General features: G+C 34.0%; 23 protein-coding genes and 4 pseudogenes. 5 read left to right on the forward strand and 22 right to left on the reverse strand.

The annotated features are described in order from the left end of the window. Positions 1–5 precede the first annotated feature (5 nt). The 4 genes from MHH66_RS14300 to MHH66_RS14315 form a co-directional block, all read right to left on the reverse strand. A complete protein-coding gene (locus tag MHH66_RS14300; protein WP_254865141.1) occupies positions 6–1268 on the reverse strand; it encodes an MFS transporter in 1263 nt (420 codons plus the stop codon). 46 nt (positions 1269–1314) lie between these two features. After that, complete coding sequence (locus tag MHH66_RS14305) at positions 1315–1950, reverse strand: TetR/AcrR family transcriptional regulator (protein WP_002069302.1); 636 nt, start codon at positions 1948–1950, stop codon at positions 1315–1317. A 256-nt stretch (positions 1951–2206) separates the two neighbouring features. Beyond that, the gene (locus MHH66_RS14310) at positions 2207–3559 is read right to left on the reverse strand and encodes a DEAD/DEAH box helicase (protein ID WP_063219367.1); all 1353 of its coding nucleotides are present in this window, start codon (positions 3557–3559) and stop codon (positions 2207–2209) included. A gap of 73 nt (positions 3560–3632) precedes the next feature. Then, positions 3633–3902: a hypothetical protein gene (locus MHH66_RS14315; protein ID WP_063219366.1), complete on the reverse strand. Its 270-nt coding sequence runs from the start codon at positions 3900–3902 to the stop codon at positions 3633–3635. An 18-nt stretch (positions 3903–3920) separates the two neighbouring features. Here MHH66_RS14315 and MHH66_RS14320 point away from each other — a divergent pair. Further along, positions 3921–4109: pseudogene (locus tag MHH66_RS14320) on the forward strand (hypothetical protein); the annotation flags it as partial. Between the two features lie 210 nt (positions 4110–4319). Here MHH66_RS14320 and MHH66_RS14325 read toward each other — a convergent pair. The 5 genes and pseudogenes from MHH66_RS14325 to MHH66_RS14340 all read right to left on the reverse strand — a co-directional run. Further along, positions 4320–4555 (reverse strand): annotated as a pseudogene (locus MHH66_RS14325) (N-acetylmuramoyl-L-alanine amidase); the annotation flags it as partial. Between the two features lie 32 nt (positions 4556–4587). After that, positions 4588–5379 carry an exosporium leader peptide-containing protein gene (locus MHH66_RS14330; RefSeq protein ID WP_078185890.1) on the reverse strand — a complete coding sequence of 264 codons (792 nt, stop codon included), beginning with the start codon at positions 5377–5379 and terminating at the stop codon, positions 4588–4590. A gap of 42 nt (positions 5380–5421) precedes the next feature. After that, a pseudogene (locus tag MHH66_RS28615) lies at positions 5422–5814 on the reverse strand (exosporium leader peptide-containing protein); the annotation flags it as partial. Then, positions 5760–5948, reverse strand: a complete 189-nt coding sequence (locus MHH66_RS14335; protein ID WP_340866923.1) for a hypothetical protein — start codon at positions 5946–5948, stop codon at positions 5760–5762. The pseudogene MHH66_RS28615 and the gene MHH66_RS14335, both read right to left, overlap by 55 nt. Beyond that, a complete protein-coding gene (locus MHH66_RS14340) occupies positions 5902–6156 on the reverse strand; it encodes a hypothetical protein (RefSeq protein ID WP_002085542.1) in 255 nt (84 codons plus the stop codon). The genes MHH66_RS14335 and MHH66_RS14340 overlap by 47 nt, the downstream gene beginning before the upstream one ends. A gap of 218 nt (positions 6157–6374) precedes the next feature. Here MHH66_RS14340 and MHH66_RS14345 point away from each other — a divergent pair, with 218 nt between their 5' ends. Beyond that, the gene (locus MHH66_RS14345) at positions 6375–6704 is read left to right on the forward strand and encodes a YkvA family protein (protein WP_063219365.1); all 330 of its coding nucleotides are present in this window, start codon (positions 6375–6377) and stop codon (positions 6702–6704) included. Between the two features lie 247 nt (positions 6705–6951). Here the strand turns inward: MHH66_RS14345 and MHH66_RS14350 are convergent, their stop codons facing one another. Next, positions 6952–7164 carry a hypothetical protein gene (locus tag MHH66_RS14350; protein WP_000416118.1) on the reverse strand — a complete coding sequence of 71 codons (213 nt, stop codon included), beginning with the start codon at positions 7162–7164 and terminating at the stop codon, positions 6952–6954. Positions 7165–7507: 343 nt separating this feature from the next. Between MHH66_RS14350 and MHH66_RS14355 the strand changes: the two genes are divergently transcribed. After that, positions 7508–7645: a DUF3956 domain-containing protein gene (locus MHH66_RS14355; protein ID WP_002127410.1), complete on the forward strand. Its 138-nt coding sequence runs from the start codon at positions 7508–7510 to the stop codon at positions 7643–7645. A gap of 127 nt (positions 7646–7772) precedes the next feature. Here the strand turns inward: MHH66_RS14355 and MHH66_RS14360 are convergent, their stop codons facing one another. The 7 genes from MHH66_RS14360 to MHH66_RS14390 form a co-directional block, all read right to left on the reverse strand. Then, complete coding sequence (locus tag MHH66_RS14360; protein WP_063219364.1) at positions 7773–9356, reverse strand: aminotransferase class V-fold PLP-dependent enzyme; 1584 nt, start codon at positions 9354–9356, stop codon at positions 7773–7775. Positions 9357–9425: 69 nt separating this feature from the next. Next, positions 9426–9974 carry a glycerol-3-phosphate 1-O-acyltransferase PlsY gene (gene plsY / locus MHH66_RS14365; protein WP_078185841.1) on the reverse strand — a complete coding sequence of 183 codons (549 nt, stop codon included), beginning with the start codon at positions 9972–9974 and terminating at the stop codon, positions 9426–9428. Between the two features lie 135 nt (positions 9975–10109). Next, on the reverse strand, positions 10110–11009 hold the full coding sequence (locus MHH66_RS14370) for a BadF/BadG/BcrA/BcrD ATPase family protein (RefSeq protein WP_002141766.1): 900 nt from the start codon (positions 11007–11009) through the stop codon (positions 10110–10112). 18 nt (positions 11010–11027) lie between these two features. Next, on the reverse strand, positions 11028–12179 hold the full coding sequence (gene anmK / locus MHH66_RS14375; RefSeq protein ID WP_002136309.1) for an anhydro-N-acetylmuramic acid kinase AnmK: 1152 nt from the start codon (positions 12177–12179) through the stop codon (positions 11028–11030). A gap of 21 nt (positions 12180–12200) precedes the next feature. After that, positions 12201–12467 (reverse strand): hypothetical protein, encoded by a 267-nt coding sequence (locus tag MHH66_RS14380; RefSeq protein ID WP_002136308.1) that lies wholly within the window; start codon positions 12465–12467, stop codon positions 12201–12203. A gap of 78 nt (positions 12468–12545) precedes the next feature. After that, on the reverse strand, positions 12546–13829 hold the full coding sequence (locus MHH66_RS14385; RefSeq protein WP_002136305.1) for a PTS sugar transporter subunit IIC: 1284 nt from the start codon (positions 13827–13829) through the stop codon (positions 12546–12548). A gap of 11 nt (positions 13830–13840) precedes the next feature. Continuing rightward, entirely contained in the window at positions 13841–14146 is a 306-nt protein-coding gene (locus tag MHH66_RS14390) for a PTS sugar transporter subunit IIB (protein ID WP_000865888.1), read from the reverse strand. Between the two features lie 226 nt (positions 14147–14372). On the opposite strand from MHH66_RS14390, the pseudogene MHH66_RS14395 reads away from it, so the two are divergent. Then, a pseudogene (locus tag MHH66_RS14395) lies at positions 14373–15939 on the forward strand (family 10 glycosylhydrolase). A gap of 56 nt (positions 15940–15995) precedes the next feature. On the opposite strand, the gene MHH66_RS14400 reads toward MHH66_RS14395, so the two are convergent. From MHH66_RS14400 to MHH66_RS14410, 3 genes are all read right to left on the reverse strand, one after another. Then, entirely contained in the window at positions 15996–16829 is an 834-nt protein-coding gene (locus MHH66_RS14400; protein WP_002035109.1) for a DUF3974 domain-containing protein, read from the reverse strand. Between the two features lie 24 nt (positions 16830–16853). Continuing rightward, positions 16854–17966: a toxic anion resistance protein gene (locus MHH66_RS14405; RefSeq protein ID WP_002085564.1), complete on the reverse strand. Its 1113-nt coding sequence runs from the start codon at positions 17964–17966 to the stop codon at positions 16854–16856. 348 nt (positions 17967–18314) lie between these two features. Then, positions 18315–18908 (reverse strand): O-methyltransferase, encoded by a 594-nt coding sequence (locus MHH66_RS14410; RefSeq protein ID WP_002085565.1) that lies wholly within the window; start codon positions 18906–18908, stop codon positions 18315–18317. A 305-nt stretch (positions 18909–19213) separates the two neighbouring features. On the opposite strand from MHH66_RS14410, the gene MHH66_RS14415 reads away from it, so the two are divergent. Beyond that, positions 19214–19372, forward strand: a complete 159-nt coding sequence (locus MHH66_RS14415) for a hypothetical protein (RefSeq protein WP_002085567.1) — start codon at positions 19214–19216, stop codon at positions 19370–19372. Between the two features lie 35 nt (positions 19373–19407). Here the strand turns inward: MHH66_RS14415 and MHH66_RS14420 are convergent, their stop codons facing one another. Both MHH66_RS14420 and MHH66_RS14425 read right to left on the reverse strand, forming a co-directional pair. After that, positions 19408–20277 carry a sigma-70 family RNA polymerase sigma factor gene (locus MHH66_RS14420; protein ID WP_002141760.1) on the reverse strand — a complete coding sequence of 290 codons (870 nt, stop codon included), beginning with the start codon at positions 20275–20277 and terminating at the stop codon, positions 19408–19410. Then, positions 20255–21565 (reverse strand): phytoene desaturase family protein, encoded by a 1311-nt coding sequence (locus tag MHH66_RS14425; protein WP_078185840.1) that lies wholly within the window; start codon positions 21563–21565, stop codon positions 20255–20257. Before MHH66_RS14425 ends, MHH66_RS14420 begins: the two co-directional genes overlap by 23 nt. Positions 21566–21602: the final 37 nt, after the last annotated feature.

A 21602-nucleotide genomic window follows, 5' to 3' on the forward strand; every position in this document is an offset into this window, starting at 1 on the left:
TGGAGCTAGTTCCCTTCATTCCATAATATTTTCTTCGTCACTATCGCTATTATTATCATTATGAAACTAATAACTAATATAGGTAAATAAATTTTCATACTGAATCCTTCAAACATAAAACCATAAATGACTTGCCCAATTGGTGCCATACATTGAGATACCGCTGTTATAATTGCCATTACTTTTCCTAGGTTTTCATTTGGTGTTTTCTTTTGGACTACAGTAATCACATAGATGGATACAATTGTCACGATCATTGCAATTAGAATAGAAGAAAGTATAAAGAGGATAAATGGTGGATAGTATCCTAAATTAAGAATAACTGGCGTAACTGATAGTGCCATTGGTAGTACTAATAAAGCTATTAAAAGCATCCAGTAATACAATGTTTTCATCTGTAGCTTTTTCGCAAAAAAACCTATTGATAATGCACCCAAAATAGTAGCAAAATCGATCAATCCCATTCCAATTCCGTATAACGTGTCGCTACGTTCCATTGTTACTCGTATAATAATTGGAGCGCCAACAACAAATAGCGGTGTAAGTATTAAATTTAGTAATGCAGCTAAAAGCATAGATTTCAAAATAAATGGTTGTTTTAAAACATATATAAATCCTTCTTTCATATCCTTTACAATTGTCGGTATTATATGGCTTTCTCGTGCTCTTTTTATAAAAGGTATTTTAATAAACATTTCTAAAATCGCAGATAAAAAGAAAGCAAGACAACTTATTATTACGAGCATTTTCAAACCAATTATGCCGTACAATATTCCTCCAAATACAGGAGCAACTATATTAGATAATGCTTGCACACCATTTACGATACCGTTCGCTTGCTCTAACTTATTCTCTGGAACTAATTGCGGAATACTCGCCATTACAACAGGTGAATACATTGCACTAACGACTGCTAGTAAAAACATAATTGTTCCAATTAATATAATAGATACAGGTCCAGTAAATAACAAAATTATAAAGCTTAATACAATCGCAGCGTTGATAAAATCAAAAATAACCATTAAATTACGGCGATTGAAACGATCTGCTATTGCTCCGCCGAGAGGGGTTAGCAAAAACGGAATACTCGTTACCGCATATAATCCTGCGAAGATATCAGGACGCCCTGTTATATCTAGCACATATAATGACAGAGCAAAACGTAAAAGTGTCAATCCTAAAATAGTAATAATTTGCCCACTCACCATTAAGTGAAAATCTTTCATCGAAGACCTTATACTAGCTGACATCCTTATCACACCTTTCATTCGATTCAGACCGACTGTCGGTCGATAATATCCAAACAGAAAATTACTATTTCTGTTTGATTAAAACCTCCACCATGTAATCAAAGGCTCCCTCTTTCGCTCCAACAGATGCTTCCATCATTTTGATATAAGCTTTAGCTCTCCTCATCATTTCTTCCGGCTTCCACTGGAATAAACCCTCATCAAATATGACTTGTGCTGAAGAGAGTAATAATTCAATCGTTTCTTGTGGGTATGGAGTAGAAAATATGCCTTCAGCGATTCCTTGTTCTAAAATCTCTGCTAAAACAGGAGATAAATGAATAATTGATTGTACTATACTTTTTTGATGCATTTCCGCATTATTTGGCTGATGAAATTGTTCAATCATTTTATCTTTTACATCTCCTGATTTTGGTGATTGTTCCATTAAAACTCGAAATAACTTATCCAAAACTGGGATATTAGGGTTAGAGACAATTGCTTTCGCTTTAGCAACATCAGCTTTAATAATCCTCATAATAATTTCATCCATTACTTCTTCTTTCGACTTAAAATAATGATAAAACGTCCCCTTTGCTATACCAATCTCTTTTAAAATGTCATTTACTGTAGTTTTCGTATACCCTTTTGTAACAAACAAACGTTCAGCAGTTTCTAAAATTTCATTTCTACGCTCCCCATATTCTTTTACGATCCTCATTCATGTACTCCTTCCTACGGACCGACTGTCGGTTTATTTAAAGTATATGTTTAGTATGTGAAAAGTTTCCTGTTATCGTACATATACAACAACCTACTTTATATTTCCTTTATGAATTTTAAAATTTATTTTTAATACGGTGAATGAAATTTTAAAAATTATTCCTATGCAATCACCCTTGTACTTATATCGACTGCGTTGTTTAAAAATAAAAAAGAGCCGCAACGCTTTGCGACTCTTTTAGAATAATAACTATTTAACGGCCACGTCTTTGCTGACCTTGTTTTGTACTACTTTTCTTATTACTTGGCTTATTAAATGATCGATTGTTATCATTTCTAGAACTATTTCTTGAATCGTTTCTTGGACCACCTTTTGAACCACTTCTTGAACCTTCACGGCTATCTCTTTGACGATATTGACCTGATTTCTTTGGAGCCGGCTTTTGTACCGGTTTTCCATTTTCATCTACATTTTTTATCATCGGTTGTTCGATTATTTCTCTTTGTATTGGTGCACCAAGCGTTTTTTCAATTTCTTCTAAATGTTTTTCATCTTTCGCTGCAACGAACGTAATTGCAAGACCTGATCCACCTGCACGTCCTGTTCGGCCAATGCGGTGAATATAACTTTCTACATCTTCAGGGATATCAAAGTTAAATACGTGCGTTACACCATCTACATCAAGTCCACGAGCTGCTACATCAGTCGCAATTAAGTACTGAATTTTAGCTTCGCGGAAACTCTTCATGACTCTTTCACGTTTCGCTTGAGGTATATCACCATGAAGTTCAGCACAATTATAACCTAGTCCTTTTAAATTATCATAAAGCTTACTTGCTCTAACCTTTGTACGACAGAAAATAACTGCCAAAAATGGCTGATCACGATCCATAACAAAACGAAGTGCATCTGGCTTTGCACGATCTGTCGTCTCAATGACACGCTGCTCAATTGTATCTACCGTTACTTCTTCACTTTGTACTTGAATCATTTGCGGCTCTTCCATATAACGTTTCGCCAATTTTTTAATATCTTTTGGCATCGTTGCTGAGAATAACATCGTTTGTTTACTATCAGGTGTCTCATCTAAAATATCTTCAATATCATATAAGAATCCGAAATAAAGCATTTGATCTGCTTCATCTAGTACAATCGTTGAAAGATTACTTAAATCAATTGTTTCACGTCGTATATGATCTAATAATCGTCCTGGTGTCGCTACAACAATATGTGTATTACCTTTTAATTTTCTCAATTGTTGTGCTACATCTTGTCCGCCATATATCGCTAGTACATTAATATCTTCTCTTTGAACAAGCATTTTTTTAATTTCAGTTGTAATTTGCAGTGCTAGTTCCCTCGTTGGTGCAACAATTAAAGCCTGAACATCACTAGACTCTGGATCGATTTTTTCTAAAATCGGTAACACGAATGCTAACGTTTTACCCGTTCCTGTTTTCGCCTGCCCAATAATATCTTTACCTGACATAATAACAGGAATTGCCTTCTCCTGAATCGGTGTTGCTTCTGTAATTCCATTTTCACGTAATGTATGATTAAAAGTTTCACTAATTCCTAATTCTAAAAAGTTTTTCAAATAGACCACTTCTTTTCCTTATTTTTCACATTAGCTTTCATTGTACCATTTGTTTCGCCAAATATGAAAAATAAAAAAATTCTTATCTTCTTTTTTTATATTCATCGTGTACTAGATGCACAAATTCTTTTTGTTTTTTCTCGGAATTTATTAATGCTTCCATGTTATTTGAAGACAAAATGAACTTTTTAATTTTTCTATTACTCCAAATTAATCTTGTATACTTTGTATCTTCGTGTAACCTTCGAAACCACTCAAATTCGCTTAATTTGGCAATATGGTGTTTTAATTTCATGTCATTTCGAGGATAAAATAAAATTATATCTGCTATTACATCAAATAATGAGCCCAAATTATTCCCTCCTATAACTTCTTTAATGAAGATATTAACGTAATTTTAAAAATCATTGTTTCACCAATTCAAAATAAATTACACCAATATGTACATCAAGGAACTAAGTTCTACAATTTAATATGTAATACGAAAGCATTATATAACCTTCATTTTGATTTAGCATATGAGCTTATCTTTCAGAAAGATGGTTTGCAATATAAAATGGAAAAATCCTAATAGTGCATTAGAGATATTTATTATTTTTCATTATAATTTTTATAGCCTTACCATATCAATTTGGGGATTTTGTGCGTTTAGAAAACCATTTAGATACATTTAGTATTGTACGCCAATAATATAGTAGTAATAAATTTACAAATGAAGGATATAGAAAGAGTAAGGGGCATGGTTAATTACTCATGAAGGTATAGTGCATTAGATGAATAAATAGGCTTCATTTGCAATAACATAGTATGTTTTCCCTTTACTGCTGTGTGCTTTGTACTATGGCGAACCATTGGCACTCACTTTTGCATCAATCATAAATCCCTGCATCTACAGAACCAGCTCCATCTTTATATTTCCAAGATGGAGCATCCTAGAAACGTAGATTGTCCACTTTGAAAACAATACGTTTTCAAGGTGGACAAATAAACTGTGCTTTTCTTATCGAGTAGCAACAGATACTTCTGAAAGAAATAGACTACATGGTAATAGGGGTTATATTCACAGCTGTAATTTTACAAGTTGAAATTGCAAACCTAACGGTTGTAGTTGGATTTATAGGTAATGTCCCTAGTACTATCCCAAGTCCTGTTTGTTCCACGCTAAAATCTGCTGCAATAGAACCATTACTTGCTAAAAGACTTACTGTAGATCCGATAAACGCATCCAGTAATTGTCTAATTGGTCGTTCACGACATTCACACTCGCATCCTACATCGATAGGTGGAAGTAATGTAATAGGTGGTCCTGGTGGTAAAAAACCTACCCCTGTTACATCAGATATATTGACCACAAAGGTTGTGGTGCCATCTGTAACTGTAACTAAAAAATCATTCACAGAAGTGATAGTAAATAGAAAGAAAAGCGGGGGCGTGTTGGGTGTGTCTGCAATAGTGCCAAGAATAACAGTTTCTCCAATAAGTTGTTGTAAAACGCTTTGCATAGGTAAAACACAGCAATCACAAAGACAACCTTCAGTTCCTCCTGTTGGGCCTGTCTCTCCTGTTGGACCCGTTACTCCCGTTGGACCCGTTACTCCTGTTGGACCCGTTACTCCTGTTGGACCCGTTACTCCTGTTGGACCCGTTACTCCTGTTGGACCCGTTACTCCTGTTGGACCCGTTACTCCCGTTGGGCCTGTCCCTCCTGTTGGACCTGTGGGTAAAGTAAATGGTGGGATTGGGGGAAGTGTAGGGCCAATTAAATTTGGATTTAATGCATTAGCTTGAAGTATCCCATTTATCTTTTGTATTTCATTTTTATCAAACACATAACTACCTCCTATGAGTGTACTATACTGTAGTAATACAGTTACAAATACATAAACTTCATTGATCGTAATATAATATGTTTTCCCTATACTATTGTGCGCCTTAAATTGTACTGAACCTTCCATATTTAACTTCCTGAAAATTGTAAACACCTCACCTACATCTACAAAACCATCCACGTATTTATCCTGCCAAGATCGAGCATCATAGAAACGTAGAATGTTAACTTTAGAAACAACACGCTTTCCTACAATAGAAGAATCTACTGTACTTTTCTTACTAAACTTCACATAGGATGGATTGTTCTTAATCCATTGCTCTCCACCAAGGTTTAACCAACCAGGCTTTTCGCCCCATTCAACATAAGCTTCTGATTTATTTAGTTGACGAATCTTAGAATAGCTTGTGTCTGGTCCTTTACGTAAATTAACGTTGTTGTACTATGAGCTACTACGCCCTCATAAACACCTACGCCAAAACGATATGATTGTTTTGGTAAATTAGGGATAAAAAACGTTCTATCAGCAAAAATACTTGTAGCAAATGAACCAACAAGTACTAGAATCATAAGGAACGAGGTAATTAGCTATATTAAAACCAGCTAAAATTGGAATGAATGTAAGTGATTGATTATTTATATCCTTAATTCCTTTCAATATTATTGTTGTATTCGGATTCATATACGCTATAAACAATCTAATAATTATTGTCAAGATAGCTGGTATTAAGAAATCAAAAGTTTTTTCTGCCTTCGTTGCAGAACGCAAATAATTCATTGAAACCTCTATCGGAAACTTATTTGCTTTCCAAAACAGATTTTCTCTTCATCCATCTCCATAATCGTATCCGCTTAACAAGCATTGTTTTATTTTGAACAGGTATTCGCTTATAAATATCGAAATATACAATAAGAAAAAACAATAAAATTGATTATTCTTTCGCTTCTTTGTCCATCCTTTTAAAAAATCTATGTTTTTGTAAAAGGAGTGTTTATATGGAGAAACAGACACTTTGGAAAAAATTCAAAAAAAGCTCAGTAAACCTCGGTAAATCCAGCGTATATGAAAGTATTATTTTATTTTACACAATGAAAAAGAAAGAGTTACCTACTAAAGCGAAACTCATTATATTAGCCGCTTTATCCTATTACGTATTAACAATCGACTTCATTCCAGATATAGCTGCTATTATTGGGATTGGCTTATTAGATGATGTTTTAGCAATCGCTGTAGCGCATAAATTTGTAATGCGACATGCGGATGCTGAAATTCGAGAGAAGAGTAAAATAAAAATGGAATCATTATTTACTTCAGCACACATTTAACGAAGAAAGATAGGCTCTTACTTGTCTTTTCTCACTGCCTAACCATCATCTATAGCTTTTAAACAAATGATTTGAACAGTGTTAATACAGAAAAAAGAACTAAAATAATCTTTTAGTTCTTTTTTGTCAACTCAATTTATTTTTGAACAATAGTTAAAAGAGCCTATTTTAATTTACCAACTAAAACAGGCTCTTTACTAATTTAAATTTACAAGATCATCATCATTTTACGCTATACTTTGCTACTTCAACAACATTTCTCTTTCATCGCTTTCATCATAGACATAGTAGTCTTCATCATTTCATCACATTCATTCATTTTCACCATCATTGCCTTATCCATTTCTACATCCATTTGCATCATGTTATTCATCATCATTTTCATACACTTCATTTCACACATCATTTTTTCCATAGACATCATCATGTTTGTTGTTTCTACCATCATAGTTTTTTCCATATTAACATCCCCCTAGAATTTTTATGTTACAAGTATAAAAATTCCTTTTCGTTTTTCTAAAACCTTCTTAGTTTACCTCATACAAATATTTATCAATATATTTCCCTCTCAATTCGTCATTGATTAACTTTATTTATTGTCACGCTGAAACGTAAATATAATAAAAAGCATCTTATTATAGATGCTTCCTTGTCTAACAATTAAATTATTAACACTATGAAACTCCATTTGTTTCGTAAACATAGGGTAAATCTATTATTTTTATAAAATTCATAAATCCAACTATAACGTATTATAGTTTTATTCATATACTGTAGTAGATCACTAGAAAGGAGGCGTATATATGGAAAGTTGTATTGTGTTCGTAAACGGCCAACCTTTTTTAGTACTCACAGTTGCTGGCATCGAAATTGCTAGATTGGAAATTACTCTTCAAGTAGCACTAGCTTTGAGAGTTCTCGGTATTCCAATCTGTGGGTAATTCATTTAAGTAAGTTTAAAAGAGAGCTTTCGCTCTCTTTTAAACTCTTGTCAAAAAATGCACTTCTATACACTTAGCAAGTGTGACTCATAGCCTTGTAGAAATTATATAATAAATATACAAGCATTTACGTTAAAAGAACTTTCTTTAACACACACATCTGCAAACAATTTAACATCCTCTTCATATCACGTTCTTTATAGTGATTCAGACATGCTATTTGGATCCAGTTATTCTTTTGTAAATACGCTGATTCATAATGAACAATATATCCTTGTAACGCTAACGCATCACCTAGCGCCTTAGAAGACTGATCTTCATTTAATTGAATGGTAACTATAATTGGCGCGGCATGTTCTTTAGGTGAAACAAGATTTAAACACATATTAGTAATAGCTTGTTCAATATATGTATACGTCTCTTTTATTTTTTTAAATACCATTTCATCTTCAAATATTTTTAATGCTTCTTGCAATGCATAAATTAAATTCCATGAATGGGAGTATGGGATACTTTCATTTTCTTCGTACATACCAATGTCCATATAAGCAGGTACTGCCTCGTTTACTTTTACAATGTGGTTATGAAAAACGAAAGATAATCCTGTATATGATTTAATCGCTTTTCCGCTAACACCACTTGCAAAATATACATCCTTCAAATTTATTGATATTGCTCCAATTGAGCTTATACAATCTACACATAGTTTCATTTGATATTTTTTACAAAGAATGTTTAGTTCTTCTAAATTATTTAACATTCCAGTTGATGTTTCATGGTGAACAAACCAAAGCCATTCATAATTTCCAGTTGCCATTATTTTTTCTAATTCTGTATAAATAAACGGCTCTGCCATTTCTTTTTTATACGTATCAAAATTTAAATGTGCACGTTTTGCCTGCTCAATTAATCTATTACCGAACTCCCCGTTCGCTAAAACTAGTCCTTTACCTTTTAATGAACGTAACTGTAAAGCAATTGCATCATTCGCTAACGTTCCTGTTCCTAACATAAGTTGTACACGTTTTGCTTTCGTTATTTGAAGTAATCGTTTTTTTACATTTTCCATCGTCACTTGAAATGACTTAGAACGATGCGAAATAGGCTTAGTAGAAAATGCCTTTCGAACATTTTCTTCAATATCCACTGGACCAGGTAAAAACGTATATTCTTTCGTCATAATACCTCCAACACTCGACTCTTCAAACATAGCTGGGGTAACATACATTGGCTGGAAGGCTGCTTCTTCAGTACCAACTAACGTATGGAAAGATTTGAATCCCATTTGCTCATATAAAAGTAGTTCACGTGTTGTAGCAGAAATGAGTGCCAATTCATATCCATTTAGAAGCAAATAACGATGTAAAAAGCGAATTAAACCTAACAATGCTCTTCCATTTCGATATTCACGTTCTACTGAAAGTAAACGAATTTCATATACATTTTCTCCATGTTCTTGCAAATAAAAATCTAGATTTGGAATTTTATAATCTAACGAGAATGGTCGTTTTCCTCGCAATGCAACCATACCTACTAACTTATCGTCATCTAAACAAATTAAATATGTATTTTCTTCATGGAAACGATCTATACGAACACGATCTTTCGTTTCTTCATGTTGCGGAATTTCTTCTACAAATGTTTTATAATTCAATTTATGTATACTTTCAAATTCCCAAGCTTGATCAGCAACTTTATAAATTAACCCCATGTTGTATCTCCTTTATGTATTTAATAAAAATTATAAGTGGAGATTAACTCCACTTATAAAAAGTTCATTTCATTCTCGATTTACATATAAAATAAGTACAATGATAAGTGCACTTAAAATAGTCGTAACAATAGAGTAAGAATACAAAATCATGCAAACTGGTAAACAAGCGATTGTAATTAGTCCGGGCTTAGTAAATCCTTTAAAGATTAAATAAACTATAATGAAAACAGCAATAAGAGTAAGCGCTATCAAATAATCAAATGCAATTAACCCTCCAATAAATGTTGAAATGCCTTTTCCGCCCTTGCCTTTAAATAAAATTGGGTAAATATGTCCAAGTATAACAGCCAGTAAAGCTAACATTACAAATGTAGAATCTTCGAAAAGGTATTTTGCAATAGAAACTACGATTGCCCCTTTGATCGCATCACCTAAAAATGTAGCGACGAAATACCCTTTTCCATATACGCGCCCCATATTTCTTGCGCCAGGATTACCACTTCCTTCTTCACGAATATCAACATTATGTTTCCATTTCGTTACTATATAAGCGGTCAATATGTTTCCAAATAAATAAGAAGACACCAAATACAAAAATTGCATACTATTAATCATGTAATCATTCACTTTCTACATGGGAGTACTTATACAATATTCAATGACTATGTATATTGTACTTTTTCTTGCTTTACATCCCTTTGTATATTTTAACATCATATTTTTACAAATCATACAATAATTCTCATACTTCTATTTTATAAAATATACACCCTTCATTAAATGATATGTTCCTTTCACTGCCATTTCTGATGGTGATACGAATATAACTTCTCCCATACTTTTCTCACAGCATTTCTTAAATTCAGCATATATCTCAGGAACGAAACGCAATATACTGCCACTTACTGCAATTAAAGGTGATAAATCAAACTGCATCTTGTTGTAAATATTCACCGTAATTATCGTTAATTCCTTAGCCGCTTGCAGAATAATTTTATGTGCATCATCATTCCCATTCCTCGCTTCCTCTATAATTAATGGTGCAATTGCTGCAACTTTATCTTTTGAAGAACTATATACTAGTTTTTTTATATGAGATGATGTTAAAAGTCGAAACTCGTCTTGAATCCTTAAGCTTAATGGACAAAGTCTAACTCCTTGATCAAATTGATTTGCCATTCTCTTTAAACCTTGTAACGCAATCCAATAACCGCTTCCCTCATCCCCTAAAATATGTCCCCATCCACCGCTATACTCGTACACTTCGTCTTTCTTTCCTATACAAATTGCACCTGTACCACCTATAGTTAATATTCCATTCTTACCTTTTAAAGCAGCTGCATGTGCAATCATTGCGTCATTAAAAACTTCAATTTTCGTTTCATATTTCTTTATTAATCGTAATGTTAATTCATTTGTATTCGCTCCACTTATACCCGCTAACCCTAAACAAATACAAACGCAGTGCCCATCTATTAAAGCTTTCTTGCATTGATCGATCGCCTCCATAATATGCGAAACTGCTTTTTCATAATCTATTAATATATTTCCAAACCCACTCGTACCTCTTACAACTTCGTTTCCGTCTTGATCAAATGCAATTGCTTCTGTCTTCGTGCCCCCACCATCTACTCCAATCATATACTTCATATGTTCGCCTCATTTTCATCATCTTATTGGAGGGAATGTTATATTCCCTAAAACTACAGATTGCTTTGCACCTGTTGCGCTCGGCACATTACTCGGATTACGATGATGCGTTTCGTTTGCTAATATCGCAAAGGCAATTGCTTCTTTCGCCTCTGAAGAATAGCCTATATCTTCTTGAATGAATATCGCGCACTTTTCTTCCTTCAATCCATTTCGTATCATTTCAACAAGTGTACGATTATAACTGCCCCCACCACCTAAAATTACTTCATCGATTTCATAATACGGCAGAATAAACTCCTTATAATGATGAACAATTGAACTTGCTGTAAACATCGTGACAGTCGTCAAAAGATTTTCTTTACCATGCTTTTCAAACCGCTTCAATAATTCACTTACAAACTCTTCTCCAAACTGTTCTCTACCAGTTGATTTCGGTGGATTCATTTTCAAAAATGGATGGTTCATACAATATGTCAAAATTTCATCTACAACTACTCCTTGTTTTGCAATCCTACCATTTTGATCATATGGCAACTGAAATAATCTTTGACATACATCATCGATTACCATATTTCCTGGGCCAGTATCAAAAGCAATAACACTCTTATCACTTAGATGACTTGGTATTACTGTAACATTACCGATTCCGCCAATATTTTGTAGTAATCTATTTTTAGTTTGATGACGATACAAAATGACCTCTGAATATGGCACAAGTGGTGCACCTTGTCCCCCTGCTGCCATATCCATCGTTCGAAAATTAGAGATAACCGTAGTGTTCGTTTCATATGCTATAACTGCTGGTTCTCCAATTTGCAATGTCGAAGAAATACTATTGCCTTCTTGCTTTGGCTGATGATAAATCGTTTGTCCGTGAGAACCTATTAAATCTAATTGTTCCAATGACAAATCAGCCTTTTTACAAACTTCCTCCACAGCATTGGCAAAACATAAACCAAGCTTAAAGTTCAAACTGCATATCAATTGAACATTAGATGTATCAATTGATAAAGCCTGCAGTATCTCATTTTTTATATCCTTACAAAATGGAACAGTAGTAAAATGAATGAGTTCGACTTTAGAATCTACACCGTTTCCTTCTACATGAACGAGCGCTACATCTATTCCGTCTAACGATGTACCGGACATTATCCCTGCAATATACATAATATGCATGCCCCCTATTCACTAAAAAACAATTATGTAAGTAAACAACGTACAACCTACAGAAAACAATATAAATCTAAAAAACAACTGTGCTTTCGATGCAAACGATCCATCAATGAAAGAAACAACTACCGTAAGCAAAATACTTGCCGCAAAGCTTGTAACGAGCCATATACTATGCATTTGTGATAGATTTAGCATTCTTAATAAAGGTACGAAAAGTAAATTTGCACATATCACTCCAAATAACAATAAAAATACACCTTTATAGCTAAATTTTATATTCATTCTATTTCACCCTCTCTGGACTTAATGTGAAAGAAGTGATAGACAAAATGCCTATCACTCAAAAATAAAATATAAAACTTACGGATTAACAGCTTCCCCATCACCATTTTTCTCAATTTCAAGCATGTTTTTGTCGTACATTTTAAAGAATGGTAGGTAAATAAGGAATGATATTGCTATATTTATAAAAACTAATACCACTGCACGCCAATCTCCACCTGTGGCTAAATACGCGCCAATTGGAGCTGGTAATGTCCACGGCGGCATAATATGTGTTGGCGTTACAAATCCCATCGCAGTTGCTGAATATGCAACAGTTGCTGTTACGAGTGGTGTAATGATAAACGGGATAATTAAAATTGGATTTAGTACAATCGGTAATCCGAAAATAACAGGTTCATTAATATTAAAAATACCAGGAACAATACAAGTTCTTGATAATGCTTTCGAATATTTTGATCGACCAAATACAATCATAGCTAATACAAGCCCTAACGTCGCACCAGAACCACCAATCCATATAAACCATTGGTATAACGGCTCTGGTGATATGAATGGCAACTGATCTGCTCCACTAGCAACTGCTTCACCATTTTTCCCTAAATATACTTCCCATAATGGCCGGGCAACAGTTCCAACAACCGACACACCATGGATTCCGAATGACCAAAAAAATGTAATTAAAAATACTGGAATGATTACACCGAAGTAACTATCACCAGCTTTTACTAACGGTGCCGCTAATTTATCAACTACATGATGTAAATCAATACTAAAAACGACAGTTACTAAACTCATTAAAATAATTACGAATGCAGCAGGTATAAGTGCTTCAAACGAACGTGAAACAGACGGCGGTACTTGTTCTGGCATTTTAATCATTACATTTTTCGTCTTACAAAATCTTAAAATCTCTACTGATAAAATAGATACGATCATCGTTACGAATAATCCATGCCCCCCGAGATTTGTCATCGGAAGCATAAATCCTTTTTTATCGATTAATTCGGGCGTCAATGTTAAAAGTAGTGAGCATACTGCTAACTGTGCCCCTGATAAAGCATCTAACTTATAACTTTTCGCTAAATTGTATCCTATACCAAATGCTATATATAAAGACATAATAAACATCGTTAAACGATATGGTATTAATATACTTGTTTGATTTTTCAATGCCCAAACTGATATGAAACTATCTTTCGGTAATGGTGGAAATGCTACTATTAAAAAGAAACTCCCTACGATAATAAATGGTAACGCCGAAATAACTCCATCACGGATTGCTTGTAAATGCCTCTGTTCAGAAAGCCTTGCCATCGGTCCAGATAAGTTTTTATCAAGAAACGTGACAAACTTATTCATAACGCTTCCCCCTAACTAATTAATTCATTTACAGTTTTTAATAAAGTCGGTCCACCAAGCGGCGTGTATGCTTGCGGCGGAATAATACCGCACGGAATAGATTCTTGTTCTGTAAGTTTTTTTACAGCGTCAAATCGATGTCTAACTTGAGGTGCAACCATTACAACATCCCAACCATTCTTTACTTCTTCCTCCACCTCACTTGTTCCAATAGCATGCACTTCCATGTTCATACCTTTTTTCTCTGCTTCTTTTTTTAAAGCGTTTACAACAATTGCGCTGGACATTCCTCCAGAACAAACGAATAAAACTTTCATTATTGAATCCTCCTATACTTATAAATTGTTTCTTTCAAATGAAAGAAAGTTTCACTTTACTAACAAGCATATGAAGAAATGAAACGATTTAGTTATACTGAAAGTAAATTTCACTAAAAATATTTTTCCTATTAAATTAATGTTTCAATGTTTATTTTTCTCAATTGCAAGGCCAACCTAACATCATATATTATTTTAAATAATCGTATAATAGGGAGGCGTATAAATGATTATGAAACGTTTAGTAATGATGTGCTGTATCGTCATATTGTTTACTCCTTTCTCTTTCATTTCCCCTCACTCTACTTATGCTGAAGTAAATACTACTTACAAAAAACATGAATTACGCGCTGTATGGCTAGCATCTGTTCTCAATATTGATTGGCCTTCAAAAACTGGCTTACCTATTGAAAAGCAGAAACAAGAATTTATAAGACTATTAGACGATGTAAAAAACACTGGTATGAATGCAGTCGTTGTACAAATTAAACCGACTGCTGATGCTTTCTATCCTTCAAATTACGGTCCTTGGTCTGAATACATTACGGGTACACAAGGAAAAGACCCTGGATACGATCCGCTCGCATTTATGATTGAAGAAGCACATAAAAGAAATATAGAATTCCACGCATGGATTAATCCATACCGAATAACGATGAATCACACTGATATAAATCGATTATCAAATAATCACCCTGCAAGACAACATCCCGATTGGGTTGTACCTTACGGCGGGAAGCTATATTACAACCCTGGTATTCCAGATGTGAAAAACTTTATAACGGAAGGCGCTTTAGAAATCGTAAAAAATTATGATGTTGATGCAATTCATATGGACGATTATTTTTACCCTTATAAAGTAGTTGGCGAAGAATTTCCTGATCAAAAAACATTTGAATCATATAATAATGAGAATTTTTCAACTATCGAAGATTGGCGTCGCAATAATGTAAATGAACTCGTAAAAGGTTTAAATACTGCTATAAAACAAGAAAAATCATACGTGAAATTTGGCATTAGTCCATTTGGTGTATGGCGAAATATAGCTGACGATCCAACTGGCTCTAATACAACCGCAGGTCAAAGAAACTACGATGACCTTTATGCTGACACACGTGAGTGGATACAAAAAGGGTACATTGACTACATTACACCTCAAATATATTGGAATATAGGTTTCACACCTGCTGCATATGATATATTAGTAGATTGGTGGGTAAAAGAAACAAATAACAAACCGATTCACCTATACATCGGTCAAGCGGCTTATAAAATAAATAACAACTCTGTGCCTGCTTGGTCTGAGCCAGAAGAATATCCAAAGCAAATCGCTTTAAACCATCAATATCCACAAATAAAAGGTAGTATGCATTTCAGTTTAAAAGATATAAATAACAATCCACTTGGAATTAAAGATAGACTCTCAAAAGACATATATAAACACCCTGCATTAATTCCACCTATGCCTTGGCTTGATCATGATCCACCAAAACAACCTACTTTAAAAGGTGCCATTCCAAGAGATGAAGGTATTGCCGTAGGAATAATTGATAATTGACAATAGAGATAATGACTCTTCTTATTACGCCATTTACCGTGTGGATGGAAAAAATGAAGTGGATATACAAAACCCAAAACATTTACTTACTACTGTAAGAAAAACAAAACTTGGAGAAATTCACGTAGATAAAACGGCTATTTCTGGAGAAACGTATACGTATGTGGTAACTGCAGTTGATCGATTGCATAATGAAAGCATTCCTTCTAGTTTTACTACCGTTAAGGCAAAATAAAATCTCAAAAAAAACGCCTTAAAGCTGAGAAATACTTAGCTTTTAAGGCGCCTTTTTTATTTATTCTTAAACTTCTCAGTCGCTGCTCTCATCTTCACATTCAAATCATGATCAATGGAGTCGCGAATATCACGCTCTACTACTTCCATTTCTTTTTGGAAATTTTGCAAGTATATTTTTAGTTCTTCTTCTTTTTCAGGACGTTGTGATGGTGGTAATTGTACCACTAATGATAACATCGCTGTTAAATCTTTCATTAAGAACGTTTCAAGTTTATGTTGTTGTTCAAACATGCGTTGTTCTTGATAGTACGGCAATGCATTTAATACTGAAATTGTAATGTCATCAACTGTTCTTTGTAGTGAAGGATTAATCGAGCGTTTATATGCTTGAATTGTATTTAATGCATCTGGATATCGATCATAGAAATACAATTTATAAAACGATAAGTCTGTCGGTTTTACAGTTTGCTGCGTTTCTTGTCTTAAGAAATCTTTCACTTTCATCGCGGCCACATCGATATCTTCATTTGTAAGCTTTTTCGTTGTTTTTGCCATTACATGCACTTTTTTCTGTTTTTCTTTCGGTAACATTGAAAATACTTGTTCTCTCGTACGTTGACCTGATGTACAGAAAAGAGTATTCAATGTATGTTGTTCTTTCTTTCCTTCCGTACGAATCCAGCGATAAAAGAGTGGATGTTGCGTAAACTCTTGTAAAAACGGTGTCGATTTGTTTGATAATTTCTCAATGGAATCTTGTGCTCTCTTATATGGTTTCGTCCATGAAAAATAAAGTTTACGTCCGAAGTATACAACTAAAACAACGACAGTAAATGCGATTAAAAGTAATGATCCTAATAGTAATAATACTCCTTGAATGAAACTCATTTTTTCACCTCCTCTAAAAGTCTGTTATTTCCTTGGACGCTGAATGAGTTTCTGCTTCATCTCATCATTAAATGTATCTAGTTCAATTACAAATTTCTTACTAGACTCAATAATACGTTCTGACGATTTCTCAGATGCTTCAATAGCGGCAAATACATTTTGGAATGATTCACGCAATTTATCCATGCTAATTGCAGGATTTTCTAGGAGTTTTGTTGTTTCTTCTGTATTTTGTTTTAATGCTTGAGAATTGCTTAATACCATTGATTCAATCGCTTCATTTGTCGCATTAACTGCATCAATTGTTTTACGTTGATTTGTTAATGCGAGCTGAATTGCAGCTGAAACCGTTATAACGTTTTGTGTCATCGTAATTGCATTACGAATTGCCTCTGATAGCTTTTCATTATTTTTCTTAATGATGTCTACAGATGCGATAGATTGTAATAATACACTTTTTGCTTGTTGCATATTACGAGTACGCACAAGTATCTTTTCTAATGCATCATTTATTAACGGAATATCCCTTTGACGTTCTGGATTTTGTTTCTCAGCTTCAAGCATACCAGCAAGTTTTCTTCCTAAGTATACTTGTTTATCAAGAGCGTGAATTTTATCGTGTGATTGCTCTTTTAACATTTCAAGACCAACCGTATCCTCTTGCAAGTTATCACGGCCAATGAGAAGTGATCTTATAATCTCCTCGATTTGCTTATCTATAGATTGATATTTATGCACGTAATTTTCAAGCGGATTTTTCTTAAACACTTTAAACATAAGTTTCTTCATACCAGTTGCTTTTAATGAGTTTGGATCAAGTTCTGATACCACTTTTCGTAATTCTAACAATGTATTTGGAATTTCTTCATTCTTTCCATTCATCATCGCTGTCACAGGACGTTTTAAAGCTGATAGCGTTTGTCCTGCCGCTTGCTGCTCTTTATCCCCTAAGTCTCCAAGCTGCGACAATACTTTTGATAAATCTGTATTTTGCTCGCTATTTAACTTTTGTACATAAAGATCTGCTTCTTTATTCAGTTCTTCAAGTTCTGCATCTTTTATTACTGTATCCACTACTACTTCTACATTATTATCTTTCACAATCGATACAGGTTCTTTTTTCTCGAGTTCAGTCAACAAAATCGCTCCTTTATTTATATGTGCGAATTTATGTGCACTATATTTCATCTAATATATCGTATTTCATATACATTTTTGCTTGCTTGAAATCGATTTTTCAAGAAATACCTGCTTATGCAGTCATTCCCTGTTTCATAGTATAAGTATACCTGTTCTCGTCATTATTTTCCTCAGACTTAAGACCTAGAGAACAACATACTGAAGACGGATTCTTCACAGCTTACCTTACTTATCACCACTGACTATTAATTTGAAATTCCATTTAGTTACCTTCTTAAATTCATACAATGCTCTATCTTTTGACATATACTATCTTTCAATGTGATAATTATATTAGGTCCACTTCTAATTATTCTTCCGCGCAACAAATGCTCCCTTTTGAAAAGCTAATAACACGGTTTCAAACGTAACGTCTTCTTCAATCATCTTTATAAATCCAGCTAATTCCCCCGCATGAGAAGTTGCATTATCAATTACAAGAAAACCTTTTGGCTCTAAAATACGTTTTATATGTTCCCACCACCACATGTATTGCGTGCGCTCTGAATCTAGGAAAATAAAATCAAATGAACGATCTACTTGCGAATCTAAAAATGCCCCAGCCTCTTGATTATGAATATCGATTCTCTGTGTAAGATTTGCCCTTTCAAAATTTCCAAGTGCCTCTCCAACCCGTTCTGAAGAAAGTTCTACAGTTATAACATTTCCATTTGTTTCTTCTACCGCATTTGCTAGCCACAATGTAGAATAGCCATTTGAAGTTCCAATTTCTAAAATTTTTTTTGCATTGCAGCCCTTTACTAATACTGATAAAAACTGCCCCATTTCACGAGAAATATTTCTTAATTTTTCTTCTCTTTTTTCTTTATGTCGATCATGCTCTTCTCCATATTGTTCAAGTTGCAATAATAATGAATCTAGAGTATTCATTTTCTCCATCGCCTTTCCAAGCAATATGATGAAAAAGTACATGATGCCCGTCTACTTTTCATTATATGCGAAATGCACACCTTTTTCCTGTTATACGACAAAGAATTAAAATTTTTTATAGCATATTGTTTCGTTTTTTGGTAAAGTTAATTTCTACGTGCAATTATTTAATTCACATTATTTTACAATCAGTTTTCAATTATAAGATAATCTAAACCCCATTTAAATGAATCGGTATTTCTAATTCAACTAAGCGCCCTTTTCGGACGCATTTTCTTTTGTTTATATATTTCTGTAAGAAAGGATGCTTACACATGAACGTGATTAACTTAGATGCTGCTAGAAGACGTAAACAGCATAAAAAACTAATGATAACTATACCGATTATTAAACGCATTTATGAAGAAGACGGGGAAATTAAATTCGAGGTAGCCGGCGAAAAAGACGTACCTCTTGAAATGTTAGAAAAATAAAAAAAAAGACGCACTTCTAAAGAAATGCGTCTTTTTTATACTATTACATTTAAGTGCATAAGTTTTTCTGGATTAACCATCATATAAATGTTTGAAATTTTCTCATCCTCAAATATGAATGAAAGTACATACGTCACTTTATTATTTATTGTAACTATAACGCCTGGTGCACCATTTACTATTTTGAAATCAACACTATACTTTTCTGGCAATCGTTTTGCAATTCCAAAGAACAAACGTATAATTTTATCTGCAGAATAAATCGGATTAATTGCAGTTGTAACTTTACCACCACCATCTGCTTTAAATATCGCATCTGTTTTTAAAACTTCTAACATGCCTTGCGTATCCCCACACTGCAATGATGATACAAATTTCTCCACGTAAGCAGCCATCTTCTTCGTACTTAATGTTGACTGCTTCGGCTTATCTAAAATACTTTTTCGTGCACGTTGAAAGATTTTTCGGCAATTCACACTACTCTTTTCTACAATCGAAGCGATTTCTTCGTAGTCATAACTAAAAACCTCTCTTAATATGAAAACAACCCTCTCTACCTCAGTCAGTTGTTGTAAAAGTAATAAATATGCCGTAGAAATTGATTCTTTCATTACAAATGACTCTGATGGATCATCAATCTCTTCCACAAATGGCTCTGGCAACCACATTCCGACATATACGTTACGTTTATGTGCTGCCGAACGTAATTTGTCAATTGAGCGATTTGTTACCATTTTACATAAATAGGCTCTCATATTTTCTATAGATTGAACGTCCTCCATATTATTAAACGATATAAATACGTCATGGACGATATCTTCAGCATCCATAACACTCCCAAGGATTCTATATGCTAACGAAAATAATAATGGTTGATACGCTTCATATAACTGCTCCGTTTCCATGATGAACTGCCTCACTTTCAAATTTCTTTAAAATGTGTAACGCTGCACGTTTCCCGCTTGCTACCGCAGCATCAGCTAATATTTCATCATGCCCAGCCCAATCTCCTGCAACGTAAACACCTGGCATTTCAGGTATATTAGGGCCTGGTTTTTCAACACGGTCAATATGAGGAAAATCATGCACTACCGTAATTTTCGGTAAATATTGCTGTGCAACAACTTCTCTTTTCCAATTCGGATGTAACAATTCCATCATATTTTCTAACTGTTCTTTCTCTTCTTGAATATGATTCAGTTCTAGTACAGGGTTATGGTATTTAATTAGACTCACTACAATTGATCCATCTTCACTTAATTTAGCTGCTCTCGATTGATTCGTGAAAAATATAGGTTGATCCAATCCCAATGCAAAATGATGCAAAGGATTTGGTAATTGTTTTAAACCAATATCTAACGCTGCCACGGTCACTTGTATAGATTGTTCACTCCATTTTTGCAAACTTGTTTCTTCTGTACCTTTTATAATTTTACATGCCTCTTTCGGTGGAGTTGTTACAATAACTGCCCCTGCTTCAAATACTTCATCGTCAAAACAATGTATTCTTTGTTTTCCTTCACAATGCTCTATTTTTAAAACATGCTTTTTAGCCAGAAATTGTACACCACTAGTATTCGCTATTCCTCTTAAATTTGTTATTATCGTCTCCCAACCACCATCTACATAAAGTACTCCTTCTTTCATAGAAAGCTGTATTTGCTTTAGTACGGAAGATGCTAATTGTATTGTAGGAGCATACGTATATGTTGTTGTTCGGCATAATGCATAAAATATATTTCGAACCATTGGATCTTTAATTTCATTTTCTGCCCATGTAGTTAGGCTTATTTTCGGAACTTTTTCTACATCTAAGTTTCCTAAATGAATCATAAGACGAGCGAACTGTACTTTTGCAGACCATGAAAGTAGCGGTGTTGATAAAATAGAGCGAAAATCTGTTGGAATGGTATAAATATCCCCTTTCCATATTCCATGTGCTTTTGTAGATGGGATTCCACCTGGAAGATTTACTCCTAGCTCATTAAAAGTTATAAACGCTTCTCCACCTCTATATAAAGCATGTGCACCAAGATTCATACAAATGCCGTTTTTATTTATAGTCATCCCTCGACCACCGAAGTGACTGGACTTTTCTAATACAATAACTTTCCTTCCAGCTTTCGCTAAATATATAGATGCTGTTAATCCAGCAAGCCCACCACCAACAATTGCTACATCAAAATGTTTCATAATAAAATCCCTCCTTATCCGTTCTACATACGAGACG

Source organism: Bacillus sp. FSL H8-0492, assembly GCF_038006145.1.
Taxonomy (GTDB): domain Bacteria; phylum Bacillota; class Bacilli; order Bacillales; family Bacillaceae_G; genus Bacillus_A; species Bacillus_A mycoides.